Below are 24,321 nucleotides of genomic sequence, written 5' to 3'. Positions count from 1 at the left end.
GACGTTGCTCCCGAGCACTACCCCATCTTCTCCACCCTCGGCGATCTGGGGTACGACGGAGCCGAGATCCCGGTCGGGTCGGGCCTGTCGGCCGACTACGGCGAGATCCGTCGCGAGCTCGACGATGCCGGCCTGGTGTGCACGACCATCCTCAACCTGGCGGCCGAGGCGAATCCCGTCAGCCCGGACCCCGGGGTCCGTCAGCGCGGCCTCGACGAGATCCGGTTCGGGATCGACGCCGCACACGTGCTCGGGAGCACCGTGCTCAGTGGGCCGTTCCAGACCGCCTACGCGGTCTTCTCCGGCGCCGGTCCCACCGAGCAGGAGCTCGTCTGGTCGGCGGAAGTGCTGCGGGCTGCAGCCGAGCACGCCACGGGAGCCGGGGTCGTCCTCGCGGTCGAGTTCCTCAACCGGCACGAGGGCTACCTGCTGAACACCCTGGAGCAGTCCGCGGCGCTCAGCGCGCGGGTCGACCACCCCGCGTTCGGTGTCCTGTACGACACCCACCACGCGCACGCGGAGGAGGACGACGTGGTTGCCGCGATCACCACCCACGGCGCGTCCATCAAGCACGTGCAGGCCAGTGAGAACAACCGCGGCGGTCTCGGCGCCGGCCAGGTCGCCTGGTCCGACACCGCCCGTGCGCTCGGCGAGATCGGGTACGACGGCTGGGTCGCGGCCGAGGCCTTCGCGGCCGACGTACCCGGGCTGTCGACCAAGGCCCACGTCTGGCGGGACACCTTCGGTTCGAAGGACCAGTTCGCGGCGGACGCGATCGGCTTCATGCGCGGCACCTTCGCGGGCGCCGGGACCGACCGCTGATCCCCCGGTGCGGGCCCTTGCGCCCGCGCCCGGCCTCCCCGAGACTCATTACCGACAGACCCGGGAGGGACCCCATGTTCGCCGCCGATACCGTTCGCGTCGCCGCGGTACCCAACGCCTGGGTCAACGACGACCTCCCGGAGCTCGGCTCCGGCACGTCCTTCGAGCAGATCGTCAGTGAGATGGCGCTCGCGGGCTACGCGGGCACCGAGCTGGGAAGCACCTATCCCACGGACGCCGGGACCCTCAAGGCCGCGCTTGACATTCGCGGTCTCTCCGCCTCCGGCGGCTGGGTCTCGACCTGGTTCGCCTCGAAGGGCGGCGCCTACGAGCAGACCCTGCAGACCTTCCGCGACCAGATCCCGTTCTTCACCGAGATCGGGCTGCAGGACGTGTACGTCGCGGAGGTCACCGGGGCGGTCCACCAGCAACCGGTGCCGGCGCTGGCCAACCGGCCGGTGTTCGACGATGAGCAGTGGGATGCAATGGTGCGCGGGCTCGGGGAAATGGGCCGGCTGGCGGCTGACCACGGGCTCCGGATCAACTACCACCACCACACCGGCACCGGTGTGCAGTCGTCTGAGGACATCGACCGGCTGATGGCCGACACCGCGGCCGGCGAGGTCTGGCTGCTGCTGGACACGGCCCACCTGATCGTCGGCGGCGGCGACCCGATGGCGGTCCTCACCGCGCACGAGGGCCGGATCGGCCACGTCCACCTCAAGAACCTCCGCCAGCCGGTTCTCGAGCAGATGCACCGGGACTCGCTGAGCTTCTGGGACGCGCTGCGCGCGGGCATCTTCACCGTTCCCGGCGACCCGGAGGGATCCGTCGACTTCGCGCCCCTGCTGCGAAAGCTCGCCGACGACGGCTGGGCGGGCTGGCTGGTCGTGGAGGCCGAGCAGGACCCGGCCAAGGCGCATCCGCTGGAAGCGTTCCGCACCGCCCGGCAGCACATCGCCGAGCTGACCGGGCTGTAGTTCGATCGACGCAGACCATGGGCAGAAAGCAGGACCATGTCACTCAACAACCCGTACGCGCGCCTACCAGAGGTCCCGACCTTCGGCGTCACCAGCGCCTCGGTCAAGGACGGCGAACCTTTTGCAGCCGCCCAGCTCTCGGGCATCTTCGGCATGCCTGGAGGCGCCGACTCCTCTCCCGCTTTGGCCTGGTCCGGTGCGCCGACGAACACCAGGAGTTACGCGGTCACCGTCTACAACCCCGAAGCACCCACCGGGTCCGGGTTCTGGCATTGGGCCGTCGCCAACATTCCCGCTGACACATCGACCCTGGTCGAAGGAGCGGGGAACGAGGACGGCATCGACCTGCCCGCGGGGGCCTTCCAGCTCCCAAACGACGCACGCATGGCCCATTACCTGGGTGCTGCGCCGCCGGCAGGTCACGGCGTTTTCCGCTACTTCATCACCGTGCACGCTCTCGACGTCGACGACATCGAAGTGCCGCGAGACAGCACCCCGGCCTACCTCGGCTTCACCATGGCGAGCCACATCCTGGGTCGGGCGACCCTGATCGCGACCGCGGAGACGCATTCGTCCTGAGGCCCCGCAGCACCCGCCACAGCCCGGAGAGGACAGGACATGGCCACTGAACCCGCGTTCGAGATGCAGACCATCGAGGCCGACCTGACGGACGGCTACTGGATCCAGGCGGTGGACGTCGACGGCGACGGCCGCCCGGACATCCTGACCTCCGGGCTGAGCGCCGGGCTGGTGTCGTGGTATCGCAACCCGGACTGGGACAAGCACGCCATCCACGAGTTCTCGCGGCCCGTGTCGCTCGACCAGGGTGACATCTCGGGGTCGGGTGAGCGCGACCTGGTGATTTGCCACGATTACGCCCGGACGATGTTCGAGGCGACGCCCGCGGACGGGAAGATCTCCTGGCTGCAGAACCCCGGCGAGGCCGGGGGCGAGTGGACGGCCCGCTTCATCGGCCAGCTCGGTTCCACCCACCGGCTCCGGCTCGGGCACTTCACCGACCCCGATGAGATGCAGCTCCTCTCGCTACCGGTCGTCGGACCGAAGTCCGGCATGGACGCGCTTCACGCGCCGATCAAGATCATGCTTCACGACCGCCCGGACGACGTGCTCAGCGCCGACTCCTGGACAGGCCAGCCGGTGGACGAGACGAGCTTCCGCGTGATCCATGCCGCGCAGCTGGGCAACTTCGGCGCACCCTCTCCCCCCGGGCTCGACGCCGTGCTGCTGGCATGCGAGGAGGGCCTGGTCTGGTTCGGTGTGGACGTGGCCGGCGCCTGGCAGCGCCACGTGCTCCACACCGGCGAGACCACGCAAGAGGCCGACACCGGCTACAAGGGCAGTGGCAACGTCGCGATTGGCCGCCTGGGCGAGGACCAGTACGCCTACATGGCGGCCGTCGAGCCCTTTCACGGCAACACCCTTGCGCTCTACACCCGAAACGGCGCGCACGACGGCGTCGTCGGTGGCACGTGGGAGCGCCGTGTGCTCGAGGTCTTCGGCGAGCCTAATGAGGCCGGCGAGGGTCCGGCCCACCATGTCGTGTGCGCTGACTTTGACGGGGACGGCGAAGACGAGCTTCTTGTCGCCCTGCGCGGCCCAATGCCCCACCAGGGCGTCTTCCTCTACAAGTTCAGCGACGTGCACAGCGGCACGTTCGAGAAGACCCGGCTCTCCGAGGCATCGGCCGCCCGCATCGCAGTGGCCGACTTCGACGGGGATGGTCGGCTCGACTTCGCCACGCTCGGCTACTACGTGCCCGGGTACTTCCTGTGCGACGACCCCCAGCTCGCAGTCTTCTACAACCGCTACGGCGTGCCGGTGCCCGGCGCGCCGCCGATTCCGGCGCTGCCGCTCGGTGGATAGCGACAGGTGGGCGCCGGCCAAGGCGCATCCGCTGGAAGCGTTCCGCACCGCCCGGCAGCACATCGCCGAGCTGACCGGGCTGTAGCGCGCCGGCCGCGTACCAGGTGCTCACCTGGTGTCGGTGCGGATTCATCGCGGTTTCCAGACGCGGAGCCGGTCGAGGTGCAAGCATGTTCATGGCAGGGGGTCGCGGCCCGCCAGCACGGGTTTCGACATCGTCCTACCAGCACTCACGCAGGCCCGCCCCGGGAGGCTCACGATGCCAGCTCAGATCGACCATGCGGCAGCCGCGAGCATCGACTACGACGCCCTCGTCGTCGGATCCGGAGTCAGCGGAGCCATCGTCGCCAGATCGCTCGCGGAGCGGGGCCTGCGGGTGCTCGTCATCGAGTCCGGGCCGGGCGATGAGCTCTCAGTGGCCGACTACGAGACCTATCTGACCCGGTTCTATGTTGCGGCCGCCAAGGAGAACAACGCGCCGTATGACGTCAACCCGAACGCGCCGATGCCGCGCTCGTCCGACGTACGACGCCTCCAACCGGGCCACCCCGACTCCACGGGCTACCTGATCCAGAACGGCCCGTACGAGCTGGACAGCACCTACACGCGCGTGCTCGGCGGCACGACGATGCACTGGGAGGGAAAGGCGATGCGCATGCTCCCCGAGGACTTCCAGATGCGCAGCCGCTTCGGCCAGGGCCGGGACTGGCCGATCGGTTACGACGATCTCGAGCCGTATTACCGCCAGGCTGAGTTCGAGCTCGGGGTGTCCGCTGACGTGGCGGACCAGACGTTCTACGGCATCACCTTCCCGCCGGACTATCAGTTCCCCATGCACGGCATGCCGAAGTCCTATCTGGACCAGCTGGTCGCGCGGGATCTCGACGGCACCGAGATCCAGCTCGAGGACACCCTGTGCACGCTGTCGGTCCGGCCTACCGCGCAGGCCCGGAACGGCATCCCCAACCCGGCGTACGGCGGCGGGAAGGGCTTCGTCCCGGTCGGTGCCGTGAGCACGCACCAGGTCGAGGAGGGCGGTCGGTGCCAGGGCAACATCAACTGCGTGCCGCTGTGCCCGGTCCAAGCCAAGTACAACGCCCGCAAGACGCTGGCCGCGGGCCTGCAGACCGGCAGGGTGGACATCCTGACCCAGACGATCGCCTCCCGGATCCACGTCGGTGAGGACGGCCAGATCAGCCACATCGACTACCAGACCTACGGCTCGGCGACCTCGCCCGAGCACGTCACCGGGTCGCTGCGGGCCCGGATGTATGTGCTCGCCGCCAACCCGGTCGAGAACGCCCGGCTGATGCTGGCCTCGGGACTTCCCGGCAGCAACGGCCTGGTCGGGCGGAATCTGATGGACCACGCCTACCTGCTCACGTGGGCGCTGATGCCCGAGATCGCCGGGGTCATGCGGGGGCCGCAGTGCACCTCGGGCATCGAGGACCTCCGCGCCGGGGAGTTCCGCCGACGCCACGCCGCGATCCGCGTGAGCATCCACAACGACGGCTGGGCATGGCCCACGGGCTCGCCGTACACCGACCTGATCGAGCTGGTCGACAACGCCAACGCGTACGGCGCCACGCTCAGGCGCGGCGTGGTGGACCGGATCTCGCGCCAGCTGATGCTGTCGTTCATGGTCGAGCTGATGCCCGAGCCGAGCAACCGGATCACGGTGGACGGCCGCTACATCGACTCCCTGGGCAACCTGCGCCCGGTGCTGTCGTACTCCCTGCCGGAGTACACCATGGACGGCGTTGCAGCGGCACGGCGCATCTCCCGGCGGATCTTCCAGCGGCTCGGCGCCGAGGACAAGACCAGCTACGACCCGCTCGACCCCGGCTACGTCGGCCACCAGGGCGCGGGCTACATCCTCCGGGGCGGCAACCACTGGGCCGGCACGCACATCATGGGCGAGGCCGGCCACGACTCGGTCGTCGACGTCCACCAGCGCTCCTGGGACCACCCGAACCTCTACCTCGTGGGGCCCGGGAGCATGCCGAGCATCGGCACGTCCAACACGACGCTCACGCTGGCCGCCATGTCCTTCATGAGCGCCGATCACATCGCCACCGAGCTGACCGCCCGTCCGACCGTCACGATCGGGGGATGACGAGATGACCCTGCGCCGCATCGCCACCGTCGAGGATCTCCACTCCTACCTGCACATCGCGATGCAGCTGGAGCACGCGACGATCCCGCCCTACCTCACCGCCCTGTACTCCATGCACCCGACGACGAACGCGGATGCCTACCGGGTGATCCGGGTCGTCGCCGTCGAGGAGATGCTCCACCTGACGCTTGCAGCGAACCTGCTCAACGCCGTGGGCGGCACACCCGACCTGACCGCGGAGGGGTTCGTGCCGACGTACCCCGCTCACCTGCCGGACGGCGAGACCGACTTCGAGGTCGGCACCCGCGCGTTCTCACGCGACACGATCGAGACCTTCCTCCAGATCGAGCGCCCGGCGGTGGCGGAGGGCGAGACCCGCTTCGTGGCGCGCGAACGCTCGTCCCGCGCCCTGCTGCCGGGGGTCGACGCCCACGAGGACGGTCTGCACTTCTTCAGCATCGGGGAGTTCTACGCCGAGATCGGCGAGGGCATCCGCCGCCTGCACGACGAGATGGGGGACGACCTGTTCTGCGGCGACCCGGCGCACCAGGTCGGCCCGGCCTACTACTACTCGGGCGGCGGCGCGATCGTTGAGGTCACCGACGGCGCGTCGGCGGCCGCCGCGCTGCGGCTGATCAGCGAGCAGGGCGAGGGCCTCGGCGGTGCGATCTACGACGAGGAGGGTGAGCTGTCGCACTACTACCGGTTCCAGCAGCTGCTTCTCGGGCGCTACTACCAGCCCGGCGACCGCGGCGGCGCCCCGACCGGCCCGCCGTTGGAGGTGGACTGGGACGCGGTCTACCCGGTCATGGCGGACGCACAGCTCGACGACTACACCGAGCCGGGCGATCTGCGCGATGCCGTGCTGGCCTACAGCGCGGCGTACGGGGAGTTCCTCACGCGGCTGACCGTGGCCTTCACCGGCCGCCCCGACCTGCTGCTCGAAGCGGTCGGTGACATGTTCCGGATCAAGGAGCTCGCCTCCCAGATCATCCGCAACCCGATGCCCGGCGATGCCGGCGTGAACGCGGCGCCGGTCTTCCGGGGGCTCGCACCCGTGGAGGTGTCCTGATGGCCGATGAAAGCGACGACCTGGCGGCGTTCCTCACCCTCTCCGCGACCCTGACCGGCTACTCGCGGTTCCGGCTGCTCGGCACCGGCCAGGCCGAGCCCTACCTCGCGACGGTCCGCGGTGCCGTCGGCGACAACGTGCTCGACGCTTTGCTGACCACCTCGGCCGCGGTCCACGACGAGGCGGCGGGCGACGAGGAAGCCCTCGACCGCCACCTGCGTGCCCGCATCCTCAGTGACGACCGGTTCGGGCCGGTAGCCCGCAACGTGATCAAGATGTGGTTCGTCGGCACGTGGTACCAGCTCCCACCGGAGTGGCGCGACGCCCACGCCACGCGCGAGCCGGACGCCACCCACGTGGTCTCCCCCGCGTCGTACACCGAGGGGCTGCTGTGGCCCACGATCGGCGGCAACCCGCCCGGAGCCAAGGGGCCGGGCTACGGCACCTGGGCCGACCCGCCCTTGCTCGAGGAGTGAGGCAGCCTCATGCAGAGTCGCATTCTCGAGGGCCGTACCGGCCCGCAGCGCACCCACTTGGTCTTCTTCGACCCGGGTGAGGAGTGCATCCAGGGGCTCACCGACTATGTGCGGAGCCAAGAGATCGACACCGCATCGTTCACCGCCATCGGCGGCTTCGAGCGGACCCGCCTCGCCTTCTTCAACCTCGAGACCAGCAGCCTCGAGGAGATCGCGTTCCACGAGGAGCACGTCGAGGTCCTCAGCCTGATGGGCCACATCCTGACCACCGACGACGAGCTGAGCGTCCACGGCCATGTCGTCGTCGGACGCCAGGACGGAACCACCGCCGGTGGTCACCTGTTGGAGGCCATGGTCAACCCGATCCTCAACGTGACCCTCGTCGAGCTGGGAGGAAGAACGTGAACTACCAACCGCTCGAGAACTACGGCTTCATCGGCGATCTGCACACGGTGGCGCTGGCCGGAGTCGACGGCTCCATCGACTACATGTGCTTCCCACACTTCGACTCCCCCACCGTCTTCGGCGCGCTGCTCGACGCCGAGAAGGGCGGGCGGTTCAAGATCGCGCCCACCGCGGAGGGGTCACGTCGCAAGCAGATGTACCTGCCGGACACCAACGTGCTCCTGACCCGGTTCCTCAGCGTCGACGGGGTCGCCGAGATCACCGACTTCATGCCGGTCGAGGAGATGCGACACACCCACATCCTCATCCGGCGGGTGACGGCGGTCCGGGGACCGGTCGACCTCCACCTCGAGTGCTCACCGCGCTTCGACTACGCACGCACCGGCCACCGCGCCGAGGCACGGGGCGACGAGATCTGGTTCTTCCCGGACGGTGACGGGGCGGTCCCCTTGCGCCTGCTCACCACGACCCCGGTCGACATCGTGGACGGCGACGCCGTCGCCGACTTCACGTTGGAATCGGGCGAGACCGTCGACTTCATCCTCGAGACGGTCGACAGTGACGGGCAGAGCCCCGCCCAGGCCGCCGACTTCGCACAACGCGCCTTCCAGCACAGCGTGGACCACTGGCGCCGGTGGAACTCCCAGATGTCCTACCGCGGCCGGTGGCAGGAGATGATCAACCGCTCCGCGCTGGCACTGAAGCTGCTCACCTCCAGCAAGTTCGGCTCGATAGCAGCGGCCGGAACGTTCGGCATGCCGGAGGAGATCGGCGGTGAACGGAACTGGGACTACCGATTCACCTGGATCCGCGACGCGTCGTTCACTGCCGCCAGCCTGATGAAGCTCGGCTTCACCGAGGAGGCTCGCAGGTTCATCGGGTGGGTCGAGGACCGCTACGACGAGGCCACGGCGCCGGGTGAGCTGCAGATCATGTACGGGATCAACGGTCGCCACGACCTGACCGAGGAGATCCTCGACCACCTGAGCGGCTATCGGGGCTCCGCGCCGGTGCGCATCGGCAACGGGGCCTACGACCAGACCCAGCTCGACATCTACGGAGAGCTCCTCTACGCCGTGGACCTCTACGACGAGCTGGTCGAGCCCATCTCCCAGGCGCTGTGGAAGGACCTGCGGGCGTCGACCGAGTGGGTCTGCGAGCACTGGCGGGACACCGACGAGGGCATCTGGGAGGTACGCGGCGGCCAGCGGGAGTTCCTGTACTCCCGTCTCACCGACTGGGTGGCGCTGGACCGGGCCATCCGCATCGCGCAGCGACGCTCGCTCCCTGCGCCGCTGACCCGCTGGATCGAGGTCCGCGACGACATCCACAACGAGATCTACAGCGGCTTCTGGAGCGAGAAGAAGAACGCCTTCGTCCAGTACAAGGCCGCCGAAACGCTGGACGCGTCCGCCCTGATGATGCCGCTGGTCGGCTTCATCGCGCCGCGTGACCCCCGCTGGCTGTCCACCCTCGCGGCGATCGAGGAGGAGCTCGTCGACGATGCGCTCGTCTACCGCTACCACCCGGACGCGGCCGCTTCCGACGGGCTGGAGGGAGCCGAGGGAACCTTCGGCATCTGTTCGTTCTGGTTCGTGGAGTGCCTGGCCCGGTCGGGTCAGGTGGACAAGGCGAGGCTGTTCTTCGAGAAGCTGCACGGCTACGCCAACCACCTCGGCCTGTACGCCGAGGAGCTCGATCCGGCGGGACGCTTCCTCGGCAACTATCCGCAGGCCTTCACTCACCTCGCTCTCGTCAACAGCGCGTTGTTCCTGAACGAGGCACTCGATCGAGAGCAACACTGAGGGAATCAGTCCGCCATCACAGGGAGGAGCCCAGACTCGACATCACCCCATTGGGGTGAGGCCCTTTGGGACGGGGGTGTCCAGCATGGTCCGTGACCGGAGAACCGGTCACGGATGGAGAACTGTGATGACCAAGGGTCCTGATCTCCATGCTCGCGGGACGTTGCCGATTCCGGACCGTGTTCCGCCGGGCCTGACCACCTACGACGCGAAGGACCCGGACACGACGTTCCCGGCGATCGAACCATTGCTGCCACCCGAGGGTGCGCCGAACGTGCTGGTCGTTCTGCTGGACGATGTCGGCTTCGGTGCCTCGATCGCGTTCGGTGGTCCGTGCCAGACGCCGACGGCGGAGCGGTTGGCGGCTGGGGGGTTGCGCTACAACCGGTTCCACACGACCGCGCTGTGCGCGCCGACGCGGCAGGCGCTGCTCACCGGGCGCAACCACCACTCGGTGGGCATGGGCGCCGTCACCGAGGTGGCGACGTCCGCTCCTGGCTACAGCTCGGTGCGGCCGAACACGAAGGCCCCCTAGCCATGAGCCTGAAGCTGAACGGCTACTCGACCGCGCAGTTCGGCAAGTGCCACGAAGTGCCTGTGTGGCAGTCCTCACCGATGGGTCCCTTCGACGCGTGGCCGTCGGGCGACGGTGGGTTTCCGAGAACCCCATACCGACGGGCAACCACCAGGTGCGGATGGAGTTCGCCTACGACGGCGGCGGCTTGGCCAAGGGTGGCGACGTCACCCTCTACTACGACGGCGAGCCGGTCGGCAAGGGCCGAGTCGGCGCCACCCAGGCAATGGTCTTCTCTGCCGACGGGAAGACCGACATCGGCTACGAGTCCGGAACCACGGTGACTCCGGACTACACGGCCAAGACCAGCCGGTTCACCGGCACGATCAATTGGGTGCAGCTGGACCTCGGCACCGACGACAATGACCACTACATCGACCCCGAAGAGCGACTGCGCATCGCCATGTCCAGGCAGTAGCAATGCGGCCGCAGGCTGGTCACGATCACAGGTCCGCGGCACCGACGGATCGGATCGGTCGAATGGAGGTGGGACGATGACAGAAGGAACGTTCGCGGTCATTGCGCTCCTTGTCCTCGGGTGGGCCGTCACCTCGGGTCCGCTGTCCCGCGTGAACATCAACGGTCCACTCCTCTTCACGGCTGCGGGATACGTGTTGGCGAACCCCGACTGGGGTCCTTTGCCGGTGGACTTCGAGGCGCCTTCGATCCACCTGATCGCGGAGCTCACGCTGGCGCTGCTACTTTTCGCCGATGCCTCCCGCGTGAGCATCGCTGAGATCAAGCGGGACGTCCGGTTCCCGGTCCGCCTGCTCGGCATCGGACTGCCGCTCTCGGTGGTGCTGGGCTCCCTGCTGGCTGCGTGGCTCCTCGACGACGTCACATGGGCGCTCGCCGGCTTCGTGGGTGCCACGCTGGCGCCGACCGATGCGGCTCTGAGTGCTCAGGTGATCAACGACGAGCGCATCCCCATGCGCATCCGCCGCGTGCTCAACGTGGAGAGCGGCCTCAACGACGGGATCGTCACACCCGTCGTCGCGTTCACGCTTGCCGTCGTGGCGACGGAGCTCGGCATGGCCGGGCACCACGACCCCCATGGCGGGGGCGCGCTGCTCGAGGTCGCGATCGGTATCGCTGTCGGCATCGCCCTGGGCCTCGGGAGCGCCTTCCTGCTCACGCACGGTTCGCGGCGAAACTGGATCGTCGCGGGCGGTCGGCGACTGGGAGCGTTGGGTGCCGCGCTCAGTAGCTTCGCCCTCGCGGTCGCCCTCGACGGCAACGGTTTCATCGCGGCTTTCGTGGCAGGCATGGCTTTCGGCGCAGGCTGGAAGGACGACTCGGTCAGCGTGGAGGAGGTCGGAGAGCTGCCGGAGCTGCTGGGCGAGGTACTGGCCTTCGTCGTCTGGTTCCTCTTCGGGGCGGTGCTGGTCCCAGTCGCCTTCGACAACTTCGGCCTGGCGGTTCTGTTCTATGCCTTGCTGAGCCTCACGATCGTCCGGCTACTCCCGGTTGCGCTCTCACTGCTCGGCGCAGGACTGGACCGTGGGACCGTCCTGTTCATCGGATGGTTCGGGCCGCGCGGACTCGCATCGGTCGTGTTCGCGCTGTTGGCAGTCGAAGAGCTCGGCGAGACACCGGTGGTGGTTCCGGCCATCGCCGCCGTCTCGCTCACAGTGCTGCTGAGTGTGGTGCTCCACGGAATCTCGGCTGGGCCACTCGGGACTCGCTACGTCCGCTTCGAGGAGGAGGAGGCTGACAAGGCCGCGCACGGTCCCCGGTCGCGACGCTCCGGTCACCACACCGAAGAACCGCGATGACGCGCCTGCACTGACTGACCTACGCAAACGCGCGCAATCAGTAGTACCAGGGGTACGGCGGCACGCTCAGCGGGTGTTGATGGAGTTGAGTCCCTGATAGTGGTGTAGCGCGGTCGCTGAGTTGTCATGGTGATGGACATGGACGCGGCCACCGCGTGATCCTTCGAGTCAACCTTCTACCGAATCCTCGAATGGAGTCATCACGATGACCGCACCACGCATTGTTGACCCTGCTGGCCTGCTTGGCGATGCCTTGGCCGAGGCCAGCCCTGATCTGATGCGCAGCTTGTTGCAGACGATGATCAACGCCCTGTTGTCGTCGATGGCGACCGTCGCCGACGCCCCCGTGTCCTTCACCTGACTGGCGCGCGAGATGACCACATTGTCGAAGTCGATGTAGATCGCTACACGCGATTCCGAACCGGTCATGTCCAGAACCCTAGATTGCCGAGGGCGGGACGGGCTCTAAAGATCGGGAACGGCCTCCAGGAACAGCGCATCGCGAACCATGGCGCGAGCTGGATCGGAAGCCCGGCGGTTGTGACGCGGCTCAGCTTCCCGCGGGCCGACGTTGCCCAGCAGCGTCCACAGGCTGTTGTAGATCGGCCAGAGTTCGTCGGCGGTGGCGGCGACGCCCTCACGGTCCTTCCAGCCCGCCTCCGCCATCGTGCGAGCGACCGCCTGCATGTCGATCTTGTCTCCCGACGTGACCATGTGGACGAGGATCGCCGCCCCCACCGATCCCGTGAAGTCGTCGTCGCTCGGGACCAACCGCTCCACGAGGAACATCCACAGATCAGCCGGGTGAGCGACAGCCGCCTTGCCCGCCTCTGTGAGCCGCAGAGAGTTCTTGAATTTGCGCAGCAGTCGGTAGTTCTGCAACGTCACTCGGAAGTCCGAGACGACGTCAACGTCGATCTCGCGGGTCGCGGAGTGAATCCAGTCCGCTGCGGTCGGCAGCACCGACATGAATTCCGTGAGCATCGCAGGCTTCATCCACCCTGCGGCTGTGAGCGGCAGTCCGTCCGGAGAACCCGCTCGTTCCAAGAGCCACAGGTGCGCGGCCAACGTCTCCCGTAGTGCCTCCCCAGTCGGTGAAGGTCCCGCCGATGCGCCGACCTCCGCGACGCGATCGCCCAGTGCCTGCTGGAGCGGCGAGCCCGCGAGCCCCGACAAGACGTGGCTCAGCCGCGGGTGCAGGTAACGCCGCTCGTGCCTCACGTCGCCATCCTGCCGTGCTCACTCACAGTTCTTGCCACATCTCTGCCACATCTGAACACCCATTAGGCCTCTGACCTGCGCAAACGCATCAGATCAGTAGTACCAGGGGTAGTCGGACCAGTCGGGGGCGCGCTTCTCGAGGAAGGCGTCGCGACCCTCCTGTGCCTCGTCGGTCATGTAGGCGAGGCGCGTGGTCTCGCCGAGGAGCACCTGCTGGCCGACGAGCCCGTCGTCGATCAGGTTGAACGAGTACTTGAGCATCCGCTGCGCAGTGGGGCTCTTGGCGTTGACCTTCGCGCCCCACTCCAGGGCCACCTTCTCGAGGTCGGCGTGCTCGACGACCGCGTTGACCATGCCCATGCGGTGCGCGTCGTGGGCGGAGTACTCGTCGCCCAGGAAGAAGATCTCGCGGGCGAACTTCTGACCCACCTGACGTGCCAGGTAGGCCGAGCCGAAGCCGCCGTCGAAGCTGCCGACGTCGGCGTCGGTCTGCTTGAAGCGAGCGTGCTCGGCGGACGCGATGGTGAGGTCGCACACGACGTGCAGGCTGTGACCGCCGCCGGCCGCCCACCCCGGCACCACCGCGATGACGATCTTGGGCATGATCCGGATCAGCCGCTGGCACTCCAAGATGTGCAGCCGCGCCATCTTGGCCGGATCGACGGTGTCGGACGTCTCCCCCTCGGCGTACTGGTAACCAGCCTTGCCGCGGATGCGCTGGTCGCCGCCCGAGCAGAACGCCCACCCGCCGTCCTTCGGGCTCGGGCCGTTGCCGGTGATCAGCACGCAGCCGACGTCCGACGACGTGCGCGCGTGCTCGAGCACCGAGAGCAGCTCGTCGACCGTATGGGGGCGGAAGGCGTTGCGAACGTCCGGTCGGTCGAAGGCGATGCGGACCGTGCCGTGCTCGACGGCGCGGTGGTACGTCAGGTCGGTCAGGTGATCGAAGCCAGCCACCTCTTGCCAGGCCGACGGGTCGAAGATCTCAGAGATGTTCTCGTGCGCGCTCACCCGCGCAGGCTATCGCCTGGCTTATTGGTAACTGATCTGTTACGTTTCTGCGATGGACGTCTTCGCGGCCCTCGCCGACCCGCTCCGGCGCGACCTCCTGCGCCGCCTGAGCCACGGCCCGGCCCGCGTCGTCGACCTTGCCGCCGAGCATCCGGTGTCGCGGCCGGCGATCAGTCGTCACCTCCGCCGGCTCGCCGAGGCCGGGCTCGTCGGCGTCACCGACGTCGGACGCGAACGCCACTACCGCTTCGAACCTGCACCGCTGGTGCAGGTCAACCGACTGCTCGAACAACTCACCCCCGGACCCCCCGTGCTGGAGTCGGCGCTCGACGCCCTCGAGACCGAGGTGCGTCGCACCACCCGCGAGCGCCGGACGACACGGACGCCCGCCACCCGAAAGGACACAGCATGACCGCCACACCCACTGGACGGCTCGAGCGCCGCGGCGACGACAACCTGGTCGTCTTCACCCGGACCTTCAACGCTCCGATCGACGACGTCTGGGCGGCCGTCACCGAGTCCGACCGCCTCGCCCGCTGGATCGGCACCTGGACGGGCGAACCGGCCGACGGGTTCGTCACGTTCGAGATGAACGCCGAGGGCGACGTCGCATCCTCCAGTCGCTGCAACATCCGCGACTGCGACCCGCCGCGTCATCTGCTCGTGAACACCGGGGACGACTTCGGCTCCTGGACACTCGATCTCACCCTCACCGAGGAGGCTGGCGTGACGACGCTGACGTTCGGTCAGGTCATCGACGACCCGGCAATGATCGAGAACACCGGACCCGGCTGGGACTACTACCTCGACCGTCTCGTCGCTGCCGAGACGGGCGGCGACGTCGCCACGATCGACTTCGATCGCGACTACTACCCCTCCCAACGCGAGCACTACCAGGCGATGGCGGATCAGATCACCACGAGCTGAGTGTCACGCCGAGATTCGAAGGGTTGTGCAGGATCCCCGCGCGTAGAACCTGCAGAAGTCTCAAAAGTCGGAGTCAGAAAGCCGGACCTGAGGTCAGTGCCGCTGTACGCCGCCGGCGAGCGAGGCCATGTGACCGAGCCGCGCGAGCTCCGACGCCAGGAACTCCGGACCTCCGTGGCGCCCGACCACGACCACGAAGATGCGTCCGTCGCGGTCCTTCGCCTGGGTCCCGGCCAGCAGGGTGGAGTCCCACGCGCCGACTGAGTCGAGCTCGCGTGACGACCGGATGCCGAGCCACGATGACGCCGCCGGCACCAGTTCCGGCGCGGTTGGGCTCTTGAACAACACCTGGGCCTCGCCGTCGACGCGCCGGAGCGCCATCGCCCAGTCGGTGCGGAACGTGGGCGGGACGACGTTGACGAGGTGCTCGATCGCACGCGCCGGATCGGACGTGAACGTCTCGACGGCCTCGAGATCCCTGCTCAGGTTGGCTCCGGCGTTGTAGCGCGAGATCCAGTGCACCTCCACGCCGTCGAGCTCGTGGCAGGCGGTGATGAGGCGGTCGGGCATGACGCGGGTCGGCAGCTCGAGCAGGACGTCGTCGACTGCCCGTCCGTCAGCCCGGTGTTCAACTATCTCGATCGCCTCGATGTCGGCGCCGGCGGCACCGAGTGCCGTGGCGAGAGCGCCGAGGGAGCCCGGCACGTCCGGGAGCTCGACGCGCAGCAGGAAGGCCATGGCGACATCTCACCACGCTGACGTTGCGATTGCGTGTCGTCGGTACCGTGGCGCCCGTGACCTCGATCGACACCGCACCTGCCCCGTCCGGTATCCGGACACTTTTCCGCACGGTCGCCCTCGCCGAGGCCGTGTCGTGGGCAGGGCTGCTCGTGGCCATGGTCCTCAAGTGGATCGTGCAGGACGACCCGCACACCGGGCTCGAGGGCGGCGTGCCGATCATGGGACCGATCCACGGCGCGATGTTCGTCGGCTACGTCGTGATGTGCTTCGTCGCGCGTCACACGTTCGGATGGAGCCCGCGTACGACCCTCGTGGCGCTGGCGGCGAGCATCCCCCCTTTCCTCACCGCCGTGTTCGAGCGTGTCGCCGACCGACGCGGTCTGCTGGTTTCGACAAGCTCAACCGGCGCGGCCTAGCGCAACGGGTCGAGGCGCTCGAGCAGTCCGGTCGTCTCGCCGCGGACGATCTGGCCAGCGAGCAGCTGACCGGTGAGCGGGCCCAGCGCGATCCCCCACATGCCGTGTCCGCCGGCGATGTATACGCCCGGCGTCCGGGACCGCCCCACAAGCGGCAGGCCGTCGGCCGTGCACGGGCGCGAGCCGACCCACTCGTCCGTCCGCGACTCCCAGTCGACGCCGTGCAGCAGCGGACGGGCGGCATCGACGATCGCGCGGATGCGTCGCGGGTCCGGCGGCGCCTTCGGGCGGCGGAACTCCATCATTCCGGCGACCCGGAGACCCGAGACGCCGTCATCCCGTTCGATCGGCGTGCAGGCGACGCGCTGGGCCGGGAAGTACACCGGATTGGCCGGCTTCTGCTCCAGCTGCACGAAGAAGCTGTAGCCGCGCCCGGCCTGCACGATCGTCTGCACTCCGTGCGCCCTGGCCAGCCGGCCGAGCCACGTGCCCGAGGCGATGACGGCAGCGTCCGCGTCGATCGGGTCGCCGGACACAGGACGGACCTCGACACGTCCGCCAGCGGTCCGGACCGCGTCCACCTCGACCCGGTCGAGCACCTCGCCGCCCCGCTCGCGCACCGCGTCGGCGAGCGAGTGGACGTACCGGCCCGGGTTGATGAATCTCTGGCCGCGTAGGAGAACGCCGTGACTGACCGCATCCGACAGCGCCGGTTCCAACGCCCGCAGGGCATCGCCGTCGACGAGCTCGTGCACGGTGCGGCCACCGACGTGCGCGACGTGGTCGAACTCCTCGACCAGACCCTGCCGTTCGTCCTCGGAGAGGAACGCGGCGACGAACGGATCGGCCTCGGTGGTCGACTCGCGCAGCCCACCGCCGGCGAGAGCATCGAAGGCGTCGAGGGAGAGGGCATTGGCCTCGATGAAGACCATCATTGCGGCTCGCCACCGTTCCGGGGTGCAGTGGCGGGCGAACGAGGTCAGGAACTTGAGCAGCTGGCGGTTGGTCGTCATCGGAACGTAGACCGGCGACGACGGGCTGAGCGCAGCCTTCATGCCCATGGTCAGGATGCCCGGTTCGGGCAGCGGCAAGGTCAGCGCCGGGGCGAGCCAGCCCGCGTTGCCCCACGACGAGCCGGCCGCCACGCCCTCACGATCGACCACCGTGACGTGGACGCCCTCGTCCTGCAGGAACCACGCGGTCGCGAGCCCGACCATGCCGGCGCCCACGACGACGACATGCTCGGGAGCTCGCTGTTCGGCCATGAGCACACTCAACCATCGTTCCGCGTGCCACTCACGACGTGGCGGTGCGGCGCCGGTAGTAGGCAATCGCCGCGGCGATGAGCAGCGGGCCCCAGATCGGGAACGGCAGCACCAGGAACGCCTCCACCCTGGAGGCCACCACGGCGGTCTCGCCGAATGACATCTGCGCCATCGACCGTCCGGCGACCGTCAGCGCGGTGCCAACGACGATCGCGAGCACCGTGGGCCAGGTCGGGGACACGGGTCGGCCCCCCACGAACGGAATCCAGCGCGGGTAGATCGATCCCCAGTCCCTGAGCAGTCCGACCGTCAGCACCGATCCGCCGATCGCGGCGAATCCCAGGGAGAGTCCGAAGATCCGCATCGCGGGGTTGGCCTCGAGCTCCGCGGCGTCCATGATCGTCGGCCACGGGGTCAACCAGGTCATCCGCATCAGGGCGTATGGCAGCGGGCAGAGCGCCGCGACCACTGTGACCCACCAGCCCAATCGTGGCGGGGCGTGACGTACGAGACAGCGTCCGACACCGACGCCCGGCGCATCCCTGCGGCCCGCAGCGCGAGCAGCAGCCAGAGCGCACCGCCGATGAAGGACATGATGACGACGAGCATGTGGATCCCGGACCGGCCGAGGCCGTCGCCGAGATCGCGGCCGAACTCGGCGAACGCCGCCAGGTCCGCGTCGAACACCACAGCGAGCGCGACCGCACCGGCGACGAGGCCGCCGACAACCCGTCTCAGCATCTGGCGACGCACCGACGCGGCCACCAGGTAGGCGAACAGCAGCGGCGGCCCGAGGATCGCCACGGAGTAGCCCATCGCGACGAGAAGCCCGAGATCCGGAGCCAACAAGGCGAAGATCACCGCATGAGTCGCTCCGATCGGGACCAGCCATCGTGACGTGGCGGCCGCCAACGCGCCGGCCACACCGAGCATCAGGAGCAGTGACGAGACGAGCGTCGGCTCGAGCAGGGCGACGAGGGATCCGTCTGCCGCCGGCCCGTCAAGCTGATCAGGGTAGGCGTCCGGGGCGGTGAGCCACCAGGCACCGACCACGGCGGCGAGCATGCTCCACGCGGTGGTCGCGACCTCGACCCAGGATCGGGACGTCGTGGACGGAGATGGGACGGGAGGTGATGCTGTCGTCGATGTCATGCTGACCAGCCTCACGGCCGCGACCGCGTCCGGTCATCACGCTGGAGAGTGAACCCGCCCCCCATGCGAGGGATTCGGAGTGACGGACAGCCTGAGAGGATGGGCGGGTGCCCGGCCCTCCCACCAGGTTCTACCTGCGTATCGTCTTCGTACTGATCGGCGCTGCGCTCGCGTTGGCCCTCGGGCTGCTCGACGCCACACTGATCGCGGCGATGGTCCAGGGCACGCCACTGCCGATCTGGGCGGTGTCCTTCTTCGGCGCCGTTTTCGTCGTCGCGCCGATCGTCGCCCTCGGCCTGGTCCCCGCAATGCGCACCATCGAGGGCGTTGCAGTCCAGACGCTGCTGATGATCGACCTGCCCGGCGGAGCACCGGGGCCGGCCGGGTCCTGGCCACAACGGCGCAGGACGCTCGATTGGTTCGCCGTGCACCTGGCGAGTGGCGCGGTCCTCGTCGCCGGGGTCATGGCCACGATCGCCTTCGCCTCCGTGTGGGTCATCGTGCCCCTGCTGGTCGGATTGGTCGCCCTCGCCGTGGGGCTCGGCGAGCTGCTGGCCCGCGCGGCCCCATCCATGCTCGGGCCGGCGGCCGCCGAGCGCGTGGCCGTGCTCGAGAACGACGTCGAGCGTGCGGTGGCGCGCAACCGGATCGCCGGGGAGATCCACGACAGCGTGGGCCACGCCCTGTCGCTCGTCTCCGTCCAGGCCGGGGCCGCGCGCAAGGTCATCGCCCACAACCCCGAGTTCGCCGAGGCCGCCCTCAAGGCGATCGAGACCGCCGCACGCGACGCCGCGGCCGACCTCGACCACGTCCTCGGCCTGCTCCGTGAGGACGTGACCCCGGCCGAGGCCCCACCGGCGCCCGACCTGGACTCGCTGGAGCAGCTCGTGCGCGCCACGTGTGCGGCCGGGCTCGCGGTGGATCACGACGTCCACGGCGACATCACGACGGTGTCCTCCCTCGTGAGCCGGGAGGCCTACCGGATCGTGCAGGAGGCGCTCACGAACGCCCTGAAGTACTCCACGGACGGGACCGCGCGACTCGTGGTGACTCGTTCGGCCGCCGCGCTCACGGTCACGCTCGTGAACAGGTCAAAGGACCAGTGGTCCGGCCGGCCGGCCGGCACCGGGCGAGGCCTGCGCGGCATGACCGAACGCGTGCAGGCGCTCGGCGGGTCGTTCTCGTCAGCCTCGGTGGCACCGGACGCATGGATGCTCTCGGCCACGCTGCCACTGACGGCGGGCCGCCAGTGACGATCCGGGTCCTCCTCGTCGACGACGAGCCGCTGGTTCGAGGAGGCCTGAGAGCGATCCTCGAGGCGGAGGACGATCTCACCGTGGTCGCCGAGGCAGGTGACGGGGCCGAGGCACTGACGCAGGCCAGGCGAACGCCACCGGACGTGGTCCTCATGGATGTCCGGATGCCGCACGTCGACGGCATCGCGGCGACTCGTCTCTTCACCGAGATGGACGCGCCTCCCCGCGTCGTCGTGGTCACCACGTTCGAGAACGACGACTATGTCTACGACGCGCTCGTCGCCGGAGCGCAAGGTTTCCTGCTGAAGCGGGAGGCCCCCGATCATGTCGTGCATGCGGTCCGCACGGTCCATCGCAGCGACTCGCTGCTGTTCCCTGCGGCGACCCGGGCGCTGGTCGCCGGACGAGCCCAGCCTCGCAAGGTATCGGCGGACCCGACGGCCCGGCTCACCGAACGCGAGCAGGAGGTGCTCCGGCTGGTCGCTGCGGGGATGTCGAACGCCGAGATCGCCGGGCACCTGTTCCTCGGCGTCGAGACGGTGAAGTCCCACGTCCGCAGCATCCTGGCCAAGCTCGGAGTCAGGGACCGGGTACAGGCGGTGATCGTGTCGTACGAGTCGGGCTTCGTGTCACCTCGGTGAACCGGGCCTGTCATCTACCCGGTATACCTCGGACCCGGGTGTTGGCTATGGTCGTGAGAAGACGCCGCCGAAAGGGAGCCATCATGGGATTCCGGAAGAAGAAGACCGTCCGCGACCAGCTCGAGGGCCGCCTCGACGACTTCCTCACCCAGGCCGAGGACCTGCGCAAACAGGTGTCCGACCGGGCGCCGGAGGTGCGCGACGACCTGACGACCCGCCTCGACGCCGGCATCGCCGAGCTGCGCGCCCGCTGGCCCGAGATCCGCGACGAGGTGCTCGATCGCGTGCCCGAGATGAGCGACGAGACGTACAAGAAGCTGCCGAACGGCGTCGCCGAGCGCCTGCCGGACGACGTCAAGCCCAAGAAGAAGAAGCGGCTGCGCAAGCTGGCCGTCGTCGGGCTGGTCACCGGTGCCGGTGCCGCGGCCATCGCCGCCATGAAGCGTCAGGGCACCATCCCGCCGCCTCCGCCGCCTCCGCCGTTCGCCGCGCCCACCAAGCCGACGCCGGCCCCCGCTGCGGCCCAGAAAACGGCCCAGAAAACGGCGCCGCCACCCACCGCCGCCGACGTGGTCGAGAAGAAGCCCGTCGCCAAGAAGGCCGCGCCACCCAAGAAGAAGTGAGGTCAGCGCAGCGCCTCGGTGTCACCCGAGAGCTTCTGCGCGAACCAGATCGGCACGATCGAGACGAGGATCAGCACCACCGCCACGACGTTGACGATCGGTGCCTGGTTGGGCCGGAACAGGTTCTCCAGGATCCAGATCGGCAGCGTCTTGACTCCCGCGCCGGCCGTGAACGTCGTGACGATGATCTCGTCGAAGCTCAGGGCGAACGCGAGCAGACCTCCGGCCAGCAGGGGCGAGCGCAGCTGCGGGAACGTGACGAGCCGGAACGTCGTCCACATCCCTGCGCCGAGGTCCGCTGACGCCTCCTCGAGATTGCCCCCGACGCGTCGCAGCCGGGCCTGGACGTTGTTGAACACCGTGACGATGCAGAACGTCGCGTGAGCGATGATCACCGTCAGGATCGACAGCTGCAGCCCGAGGATGCCGCGGAACGCGTTGTTGAGGGCGATGCCGGTGACGATGCCCGGCAGGGCAATCGGCAGGATCACCAGCAGGTTGACCGAGTTCTTCCCGAAGAACCGGTATCGCTGCAGGGCCAGCGCCATCAGCGTGCCGAGCACGAGCGCGATGACCGTGGCCGCTGCCGCAGCCTGGACGCTGGTGACGACCGCGCTCCGCGCGCCGTCGCTGTGGAAGGCCCGCACCCACCAGTCGAGTGTCAGCCCACTCGGTGGCCACGTGAAGGACTGGCTCTCGTTGAAGGAGTTGATCACGACGAGCAGCAGCGGTGCGTACATCACGACCAGTACCAGGCCGGAGAGCACGGCCAGGAGGCGGCGGACGTTCGGGCTGAGTGTCATGGGCGCCCTAGAGGTTCTCCAAGGCGCCCATGCGACGCGCCGCCCAGAGGTAACCGATCATGATGAGCACCGGGATCAGCGCCACCGCCGCCGCCAGCGGCAGGTTGTTGGCCGCTCCGACGTTCGTGTAGACGAGGTTGCCGAGCATCTGGTTGGCGCCGCCGACGATGTTCACCGTGATGTAGTCGCCGAGCGTCAGCGAGAAGCTGAAGATGGAGCCGGCAATGATGGCCGGCATCAGCATGGGGAACACGATCGTCCGCATCGTCTGCCATGTCGACGCACCGAGGTCACCGGACGCGTCGAGCAGTGAGTCCGGCACTCGTTCGAGCCCAGCGAAGATCGGCAGGATGACGAACGGCAGCCAGATGTAGGCCTGCGTGATCACCACCGCGACCAGGCCGTAGCCCGGCGAGTCCAGGCCGATGCGACTGGCGGTCCACTCGAAGATCCCCCCGTCGGAGAGCACTGAACGCCACGCGAACGCCTTGACCAGGTAGCTGGCCCAGAGCGGAGTCAGCACCGCGATGACGAGGACGCGCTGCATCCGGCGCGACGCGAGCTTGGCCATGTAGAACGCGATCGGCAGCGCGACTGCGACGTCGATGACCGTGACGGCGAGGGCCACGCCGATTGTGCGGATGGTGACCGTGCGATAGAGCGGCTCGGTCGTGATCTCACGGAGGTTCGCCCAGGTGAACGACCGGTTCAGCTCGCCGGTGAAGCTGTCGACAGACCAGAACGCGGTGACCAGCAGTGCCGCGAGCGCCACGACGTAGACGAGCACCAGCCACGTCAGCGGCGCGGTGATCAGGAGCGAGAGCCGCAGCCGCGGCCTCGCACTCAGTGACGACGACAGCCGGCGGGCGGCCGTCACCCCGGGGGGGGAGACGGCCGCCCGCGCGGCGTCGCCGTGCGACATCCTCAGCCCTTGATCTCGGTCCAGGCCTTGGTCCACTCGGAGTAGTCCATGCACCTCACGTCGGTCCGGCCGTCGAGGCACTTCGCGACGGGAGTGCGCCAGTACCAGAGCTTGCTGGCGAATTCCTCGTCGCCGGCCTTGAACGTGTCGCAGAAGGACTCGTCCTTGGCGAAGTCGCACGCCTCCGCGCTGTTCGGTGCCTCACCGAAGTACTCGGTCGCCGCGGCGTTGGCCTTGGGCGAGTCGATGTAGTTCAGCCAGGCGTACGCACAGTTGGGGCTCTTGGCCTGCGACGAGATCATCCAGGTGTCGCTCCAGCCGGTCGCCCCCTCCTCGGGGAGGATCGCCTTGACGTTGGCCTTCTTGGTGTCGATCGAGTTGGCGATGACCTGCCACGTCGTGCCGACCACCAGGTCGCCGGTCTCGAACGCCGAGATCTCCTTGAGGTAGTCGGCCCAATACTCGCCGATACTCTCCCGCTGCTGCTTGAGGAGGTCGACGGCCGCGGCGAACTGCTTCTCGTCGAGCGCGTACGGGTTCTCGATGCCGAGGTCGGGCTGCGTCGCCATCAGGTACACCGCCGCGTCGGCGATGTAGATGGGGGAGTCGTAGGCCGCGATCTGGCCGCTGTACGGCGAGTCGGGGTCGAACACCGCGCCCCAGCTGTCGGGCGCCGGCGACACCTCCTCGGTGTTGAACTGCAGCACGTTGGCACCCCATCCATGCGGCACGCCGTACACGTCGCCGTCGAGACTGTTCCAGTCCTTCTCCTTCAGGAACGGTGCGAGGTCGTCGTAGTGCTCGAGCAGATCGGTGTTGAGCGGCTCGACGTCGCCGGCAGCGACGCTGCGCATCGACGAGTCACCCGACGCCGACACGACGTCGTAGTCGCCCGAGCCGAACAGCGTGAAGGCTTCGTCGGAGGTCCCGAAGTAGGTCACGGTCGCATTGCAGCCGGTGGCCTCTTCGTAGGCCGACACCCAGTCGAAGTTCGGGTCCTGCGTCCCGTCCTCGGCGTAGTACGGCCACGCCAAGATGGAGATCGCCCCCTCCCCCTCACCGATCTCGGATTGGGCGTCGCCGCCGCCCCCGTCGTCGTCTCCACAGCCGCCCGCCACCAGCGCCAGCACCATCGCAGCGCCAGCCACGCGGTATCGCTTACGCATGAATCCTCCTTGTGGATGCTTCCTGGTCGTTGGCCTTCATCCGGTGGCGGATCCGACCCGCTGCCGGTCTTGGCGCTGCCACGAGAGATGCACGGCGTCGCCCACAGCAGCGCTGGATGAGGCGTCCGTGTTGGGTACCTCGACGACCAGCGTGGTGCCGTCGTCGAGCGTGACCCGGTAGCGCGTGGTGGGACCGAGGTACTGGACGTCGATGACGACGCCTGGCCCGCCGGCCTCACCGTCGGTCGGCGGCTGCATCCTGATGTGC

29 protein-coding genes are annotated in these 24,321 nt (G+C 68.5%); 18 read left to right on the top strand and 11 right to left on the bottom strand.

Translation table 11 applies throughout. The features are described from left to right. The 12 genes from ACRDPN_RS13095 to ACRDPN_RS13040 all read left to right on the top strand — a co-directional run. Positions 1-822, top strand: an 822-nt coding sequence (locus tag ACRDPN_RS13095; RefSeq protein ID WP_431448713.1) for a sugar phosphate isomerase/epimerase family protein, incomplete at its 5' end; no start/stop codon positions are given. A 74-nt stretch (positions 823-896) separates the two neighbouring features. Then, positions 897-1,802 carry a myo-inosose-2 dehydratase gene (iolE, locus tag ACRDPN_RS13090; protein ID WP_431448710.1) on the top strand — a complete coding sequence of 302 codons (906 nt, stop codon included), beginning with the start codon at positions 897-899 and terminating at the stop codon, positions 1,800-1,802. 36 nt (positions 1,803-1,838) lie between these two features. Continuing rightward, on the top strand, positions 1,839-2,381 hold the full coding sequence (locus ACRDPN_RS13085) for a YbhB/YbcL family Raf kinase inhibitor-like protein (protein ID WP_431448707.1): 543 nt from the start codon (positions 1,839-1,841) through the stop codon (positions 2,379-2,381). 39 nt (positions 2,382-2,420) lie between these two features. Next, the gene (locus tag ACRDPN_RS13080; RefSeq protein ID WP_431448704.1) at positions 2,421-3,686 is read left to right on the top strand and encodes an FG-GAP repeat domain-containing protein; all 1,266 of its coding nucleotides are present in this window, start codon (positions 2,421-2,423) and stop codon (positions 3,684-3,686) included. Between the two features lie 259 nt (positions 3,687-3,945). Then, complete coding sequence (locus ACRDPN_RS13075) at positions 3,946-5,802, top strand: GMC family oxidoreductase (RefSeq protein WP_431448701.1); 1,857 nt, start codon at positions 3,946-3,948, stop codon at positions 5,800-5,802. Positions 5,803-5,806: 4 nt separating this feature from the next. Beyond that, positions 5,807-6,874 (top strand): ferritin-like domain-containing protein, encoded by a 1,068-nt coding sequence (locus tag ACRDPN_RS13070; protein ID WP_431448698.1) that lies wholly within the window; start codon positions 5,807-5,809, stop codon positions 6,872-6,874. After that, positions 6,874-7,350 (top strand): hypothetical protein, encoded by a 477-nt coding sequence (locus ACRDPN_RS13065; RefSeq protein ID WP_431448695.1) that lies wholly within the window; start codon positions 6,874-6,876, stop codon positions 7,348-7,350. Before ACRDPN_RS13070 ends, ACRDPN_RS13065 begins: the two co-directional genes overlap by 1 nt. A 9-nt stretch (positions 7,351-7,359) precedes the next feature. Further along, a complete protein-coding gene (locus ACRDPN_RS13060) occupies positions 7,360-7,755 on the top strand; it encodes a PPC domain-containing DNA-binding protein (protein ID WP_431448692.1) in 396 nt (131 codons plus the stop codon). Beyond that, positions 7,752-9,560 (top strand): glycoside hydrolase family 15 protein, encoded by a 1,809-nt coding sequence (locus ACRDPN_RS13055; protein ID WP_431448689.1) that lies wholly within the window; start codon positions 7,752-7,754, stop codon positions 9,558-9,560. The genes ACRDPN_RS13060 and ACRDPN_RS13055 overlap by 4 nt, the downstream gene beginning before the upstream one ends. Positions 9,561-9,687: 127 nt before the next feature. Continuing rightward, complete coding sequence (locus tag ACRDPN_RS13050) at positions 9,688-10,095, top strand: sulfatase-like hydrolase/transferase (protein WP_431448686.1); 408 nt, start codon at positions 9,688-9,690, stop codon at positions 10,093-10,095. A gap of 97 nt (positions 10,096-10,192) precedes the next feature. Then, positions 10,193-10,552, top strand: coding sequence for a hypothetical protein (locus ACRDPN_RS13045; protein ID WP_431448683.1), 360 nt, complete (start codon positions 10,193-10,195; stop codon positions 10,550-10,552). 76 nt (positions 10,553-10,628) lie between these two features. Then, positions 10,629-11,909: a cation:proton antiporter gene (locus tag ACRDPN_RS13040; protein WP_431448680.1), complete on the top strand. Its 1,281-nt coding sequence runs from the start codon at positions 10,629-10,631 to the stop codon at positions 11,907-11,909. Positions 11,910-12,077: 168 nt separating this feature from the next. Here ACRDPN_RS13040 and ACRDPN_RS13035 read toward each other — a convergent pair whose 3' ends face one another. The 3 genes from ACRDPN_RS13035 to ACRDPN_RS13025 all read right to left on the bottom strand — a co-directional run bounded on the left by ACRDPN_RS13035 (position 12,078) and on the right by ACRDPN_RS13025 (position 14,141). Then, entirely contained in the window at positions 12,078-12,338 is a 261-nt protein-coding gene (locus ACRDPN_RS13035; protein WP_431448716.1) for a hypothetical protein, read from the bottom strand. Between the two features lie 36 nt (positions 12,339-12,374). Then, positions 12,375-13,130: a hypothetical protein gene (locus ACRDPN_RS13030; protein ID WP_431448677.1), complete on the bottom strand. Its 756-nt coding sequence runs from the start codon at positions 13,128-13,130 to the stop codon at positions 12,375-12,377. Positions 13,131-13,223: 93 nt separating this feature from the next. Continuing rightward, positions 13,224-14,141: a 1,4-dihydroxy-2-naphthoyl-CoA synthase gene (locus ACRDPN_RS13025; protein WP_431448674.1), complete on the bottom strand. Its 918-nt coding sequence runs from the start codon at positions 14,139-14,141 to the stop codon at positions 13,224-13,226. Positions 14,142-14,193: 52 nt separating this feature from the next. Between ACRDPN_RS13025 and ACRDPN_RS13020 the strand changes: the two genes are divergently transcribed. Together ACRDPN_RS13020 and ACRDPN_RS13015 are read left to right on the top strand one after the other, a co-directional pair. Beyond that, on the top strand, positions 14,194-14,553 hold the full coding sequence (locus ACRDPN_RS13020) for an ArsR/SmtB family transcription factor (RefSeq protein ID WP_431448671.1): 360 nt from the start codon (positions 14,194-14,196) through the stop codon (positions 14,551-14,553). Continuing rightward, a complete protein-coding gene (locus ACRDPN_RS13015) occupies positions 14,550-15,068 on the top strand; it encodes an SRPBCC family protein (protein WP_431448668.1) in 519 nt (172 codons plus the stop codon). The genes ACRDPN_RS13020 and ACRDPN_RS13015 overlap by 4 nt, the downstream gene beginning before the upstream one ends. A gap of 93 nt (positions 15,069-15,161) precedes the next feature. On the opposite strand, the gene ACRDPN_RS13010 is transcribed toward ACRDPN_RS13015, so the two are convergent. Continuing rightward, on the bottom strand, positions 15,162-15,806 hold the full coding sequence (locus ACRDPN_RS13010) for an ACT domain-containing protein (RefSeq protein WP_431448665.1): 645 nt from the start codon (positions 15,804-15,806) through the stop codon (positions 15,162-15,164). A gap of 56 nt (positions 15,807-15,862) precedes the next feature. Here ACRDPN_RS13010 and ACRDPN_RS13005 point away from each other — a divergent pair, with 56 nt between their 5' ends. Continuing rightward, positions 15,863-16,225, top strand: coding sequence for a DUF3817 domain-containing protein (locus ACRDPN_RS13005; protein WP_431448662.1), 363 nt, complete (start codon positions 15,863-15,865; stop codon positions 16,223-16,225). Here ACRDPN_RS13005 and ACRDPN_RS13000 read toward each other — a convergent pair. Genes ACRDPN_RS13000 through ACRDPN_RS12990 form a run of 3 tightly spaced genes read right to left on the bottom strand, consistent with a single transcriptional unit; the run spans position 16,222 to position 18,642 of the window. After that, positions 16,222-17,556 carry an NAD(P)/FAD-dependent oxidoreductase gene (locus ACRDPN_RS13000; RefSeq protein WP_431448659.1) on the bottom strand — a complete coding sequence of 445 codons (1,335 nt, stop codon included), beginning with the start codon at positions 17,554-17,556 and terminating at the stop codon, positions 16,222-16,224. The genes ACRDPN_RS13005 and ACRDPN_RS13000 overlap by 4 nt on opposite strands. Beyond that, on the bottom strand, positions 17,522-17,917 hold the full coding sequence (locus ACRDPN_RS12995) for a hypothetical protein (RefSeq protein ID WP_431448656.1): 396 nt from the start codon (positions 17,915-17,917) through the stop codon (positions 17,522-17,524). The genes ACRDPN_RS13000 and ACRDPN_RS12995 overlap by 35 nt, the downstream gene beginning before the upstream one ends. 5 nt (positions 17,918-17,922) lie before the next feature. Then, entirely contained in the window at positions 17,923-18,642 is a 720-nt protein-coding gene (locus tag ACRDPN_RS12990) for a hypothetical protein (RefSeq protein ID WP_431448653.1), read from the bottom strand. Between the two features lie 107 nt (positions 18,643-18,749). Here ACRDPN_RS12990 and ACRDPN_RS12985 point away from each other — a divergent pair, with 107 nt between their 5' ends. The 3 genes from ACRDPN_RS12985 (at position 18,750) to ACRDPN_RS12975 (ending at position 21,162) form a co-directional block, all read left to right on the top strand. Beyond that, complete coding sequence (locus ACRDPN_RS12985) at positions 18,750-19,895, top strand: sensor histidine kinase (protein WP_431448650.1); 1,146 nt, start codon at positions 18,750-18,752, stop codon at positions 19,893-19,895. Continuing rightward, positions 19,892-20,539, top strand: coding sequence for a response regulator (locus tag ACRDPN_RS12980; RefSeq protein WP_431448647.1), 648 nt, complete (start codon positions 19,892-19,894; stop codon positions 20,537-20,539). The genes ACRDPN_RS12985 and ACRDPN_RS12980 overlap by 4 nt, the downstream gene beginning before the upstream one ends. Positions 20,540-20,622: 83 nt before the next feature. Continuing rightward, on the top strand, positions 20,623-21,162 hold the full coding sequence (locus ACRDPN_RS12975) for a hypothetical protein (RefSeq protein WP_431448644.1): 540 nt from the start codon (positions 20,623-20,625) through the stop codon (positions 21,160-21,162). 2 nt (positions 21,163-21,164) lie between these two features. Here ACRDPN_RS12975 and ACRDPN_RS12970 read toward each other — a convergent pair whose 3' ends face one another. From ACRDPN_RS12970 to ACRDPN_RS12955, 4 genes are all read right to left on the bottom strand, one after another. Further along, positions 21,165-21,965 (bottom strand): ABC transporter permease, encoded by an 801-nt coding sequence (locus ACRDPN_RS12970; protein ID WP_431448641.1) that lies wholly within the window; start codon positions 21,963-21,965, stop codon positions 21,165-21,167. A gap of 7 nt (positions 21,966-21,972) precedes the next feature. Beyond that, positions 21,973-22,887 carry an ABC transporter permease gene (locus ACRDPN_RS12965; protein WP_431448638.1) on the bottom strand — a complete coding sequence of 305 codons (915 nt, stop codon included), beginning with the start codon at positions 22,885-22,887 and terminating at the stop codon, positions 21,973-21,975. A 2-nt stretch (positions 22,888-22,889) separates the two neighbouring features. Beyond that, complete coding sequence (locus tag ACRDPN_RS12960; RefSeq protein WP_431448635.1) at positions 22,890-24,053, bottom strand: extracellular solute-binding protein; 1,164 nt, start codon at positions 24,051-24,053, stop codon at positions 22,890-22,892. A gap of 36 nt (positions 24,054-24,089) precedes the next feature. Then, on the bottom strand, positions 24,090-24,321 hold a 232-nt coding region (locus ACRDPN_RS12955; RefSeq protein ID WP_431448632.1), incomplete at its 5' end, for a TOBE domain-containing protein.

Source organism: Aeromicrobium sp. (genome assembly GCF_050700635.1).
In the GTDB taxonomy this organism is placed as follows: Bacteria; Actinomycetota; Actinomycetes; order Propionibacteriales; family Nocardioidaceae; genus Aeromicrobium.
The sequence above is the reverse complement of the archived record's forward strand: the minus strand, read 5'-3'. Positions and strand labels throughout refer to the sequence as shown.

Excerpts from the sequence above, each read along its gene's own strand:
- iolE (WP_431448710.1), top strand. The coding sequence starts at position 897 with ATGTTCGCCGCCGATACCGTTCGCGTCGCCGCGGTACCCAACGCCTGG.
- ACRDPN_RS13085 (WP_431448707.1), top strand. The coding sequence starts at position 1,839 with ATGTCACTCAACAACCCGTACGCGCGCCTACCAGAGGTCCCGACCTTC.
- ACRDPN_RS13080 (WP_431448704.1), top strand. The coding sequence starts at position 2,421 with ATGGCCACTGAACCCGCGTTCGAGATGCAGACCATCGAGGCCGACCTG.
- ACRDPN_RS13075 (WP_431448701.1), top strand. The coding sequence starts at position 3,946 with ATGCCAGCTCAGATCGACCATGCGGCAGCCGCGAGCATCGACTACGAC.
- ACRDPN_RS13070 (WP_431448698.1), top strand. The coding sequence starts at position 5,807 with ATGACCCTGCGCCGCATCGCCACCGTCGAGGATCTCCACTCCTACCTG.
- ACRDPN_RS13065 (WP_431448695.1), top strand. The coding sequence starts at position 6,874 with ATGGCCGATGAAAGCGACGACCTGGCGGCGTTCCTCACCCTCTCCGCG.
- ACRDPN_RS13060 (WP_431448692.1), top strand. The coding sequence starts at position 7,360 with ATGCAGAGTCGCATTCTCGAGGGCCGTACCGGCCCGCAGCGCACCCAC.
- ACRDPN_RS13050 (WP_431448686.1), top strand. The coding sequence starts at position 9,688 with ATGACCAAGGGTCCTGATCTCCATGCTCGCGGGACGTTGCCGATTCCG.
- ACRDPN_RS13040 (WP_431448680.1), top strand. The coding sequence starts at position 10,629 with ATGACAGAAGGAACGTTCGCGGTCATTGCGCTCCTTGTCCTCGGGTGG.
- ACRDPN_RS13035 (WP_431448716.1), bottom strand. The coding sequence starts at position 12,338 with ATGACCGGTTCGGAATCGCGTGTAGCGATCTACATCGACTTCGACAAT.
- ACRDPN_RS13020 (WP_431448671.1), top strand. The coding sequence starts at position 14,194 with ATGGACGTCTTCGCGGCCCTCGCCGACCCGCTCCGGCGCGACCTCCTG.
- ACRDPN_RS13015 (WP_431448668.1), top strand. The coding sequence starts at position 14,550 with ATGACCGCCACACCCACTGGACGGCTCGAGCGCCGCGGCGACGACAAC.
- ACRDPN_RS13010 (WP_431448665.1), bottom strand. The coding sequence starts at position 15,806 with ATGGCCTTCCTGCTGCGCGTCGAGCTCCCGGACGTGCCGGGCTCCCTC.
- ACRDPN_RS12995 (WP_431448656.1), bottom strand. The coding sequence starts at position 17,917 with ATGACCTGGTTGACCCCGTGGCCGACGATCATGGACGCCGCGGAGCTC.
- ACRDPN_RS12990 (WP_431448653.1), bottom strand. The coding sequence starts at position 18,642 with ATGACATCGACGACAGCATCACCTCCCGTCCCATCTCCGTCCACGACG.
- ACRDPN_RS12975 (WP_431448644.1), top strand. The coding sequence starts at position 20,623 with ATGGGATTCCGGAAGAAGAAGACCGTCCGCGACCAGCTCGAGGGCCGC.
- ACRDPN_RS12970 (WP_431448641.1), bottom strand. The coding sequence starts at position 21,965 with ATGACACTCAGCCCGAACGTCCGCCGCCTCCTGGCCGTGCTCTCCGGC.
- ACRDPN_RS12965 (WP_431448638.1), bottom strand. The coding sequence starts at position 22,887 with ATGTCGCACGGCGACGCCGCGCGGGCGGCCGTCTCCCCCCCCGGGGTG.
- ACRDPN_RS12960 (WP_431448635.1), bottom strand. The coding sequence starts at position 24,053 with ATGCGTAAGCGATACCGCGTGGCTGGCGCTGCGATGGTGCTGGCGCTG.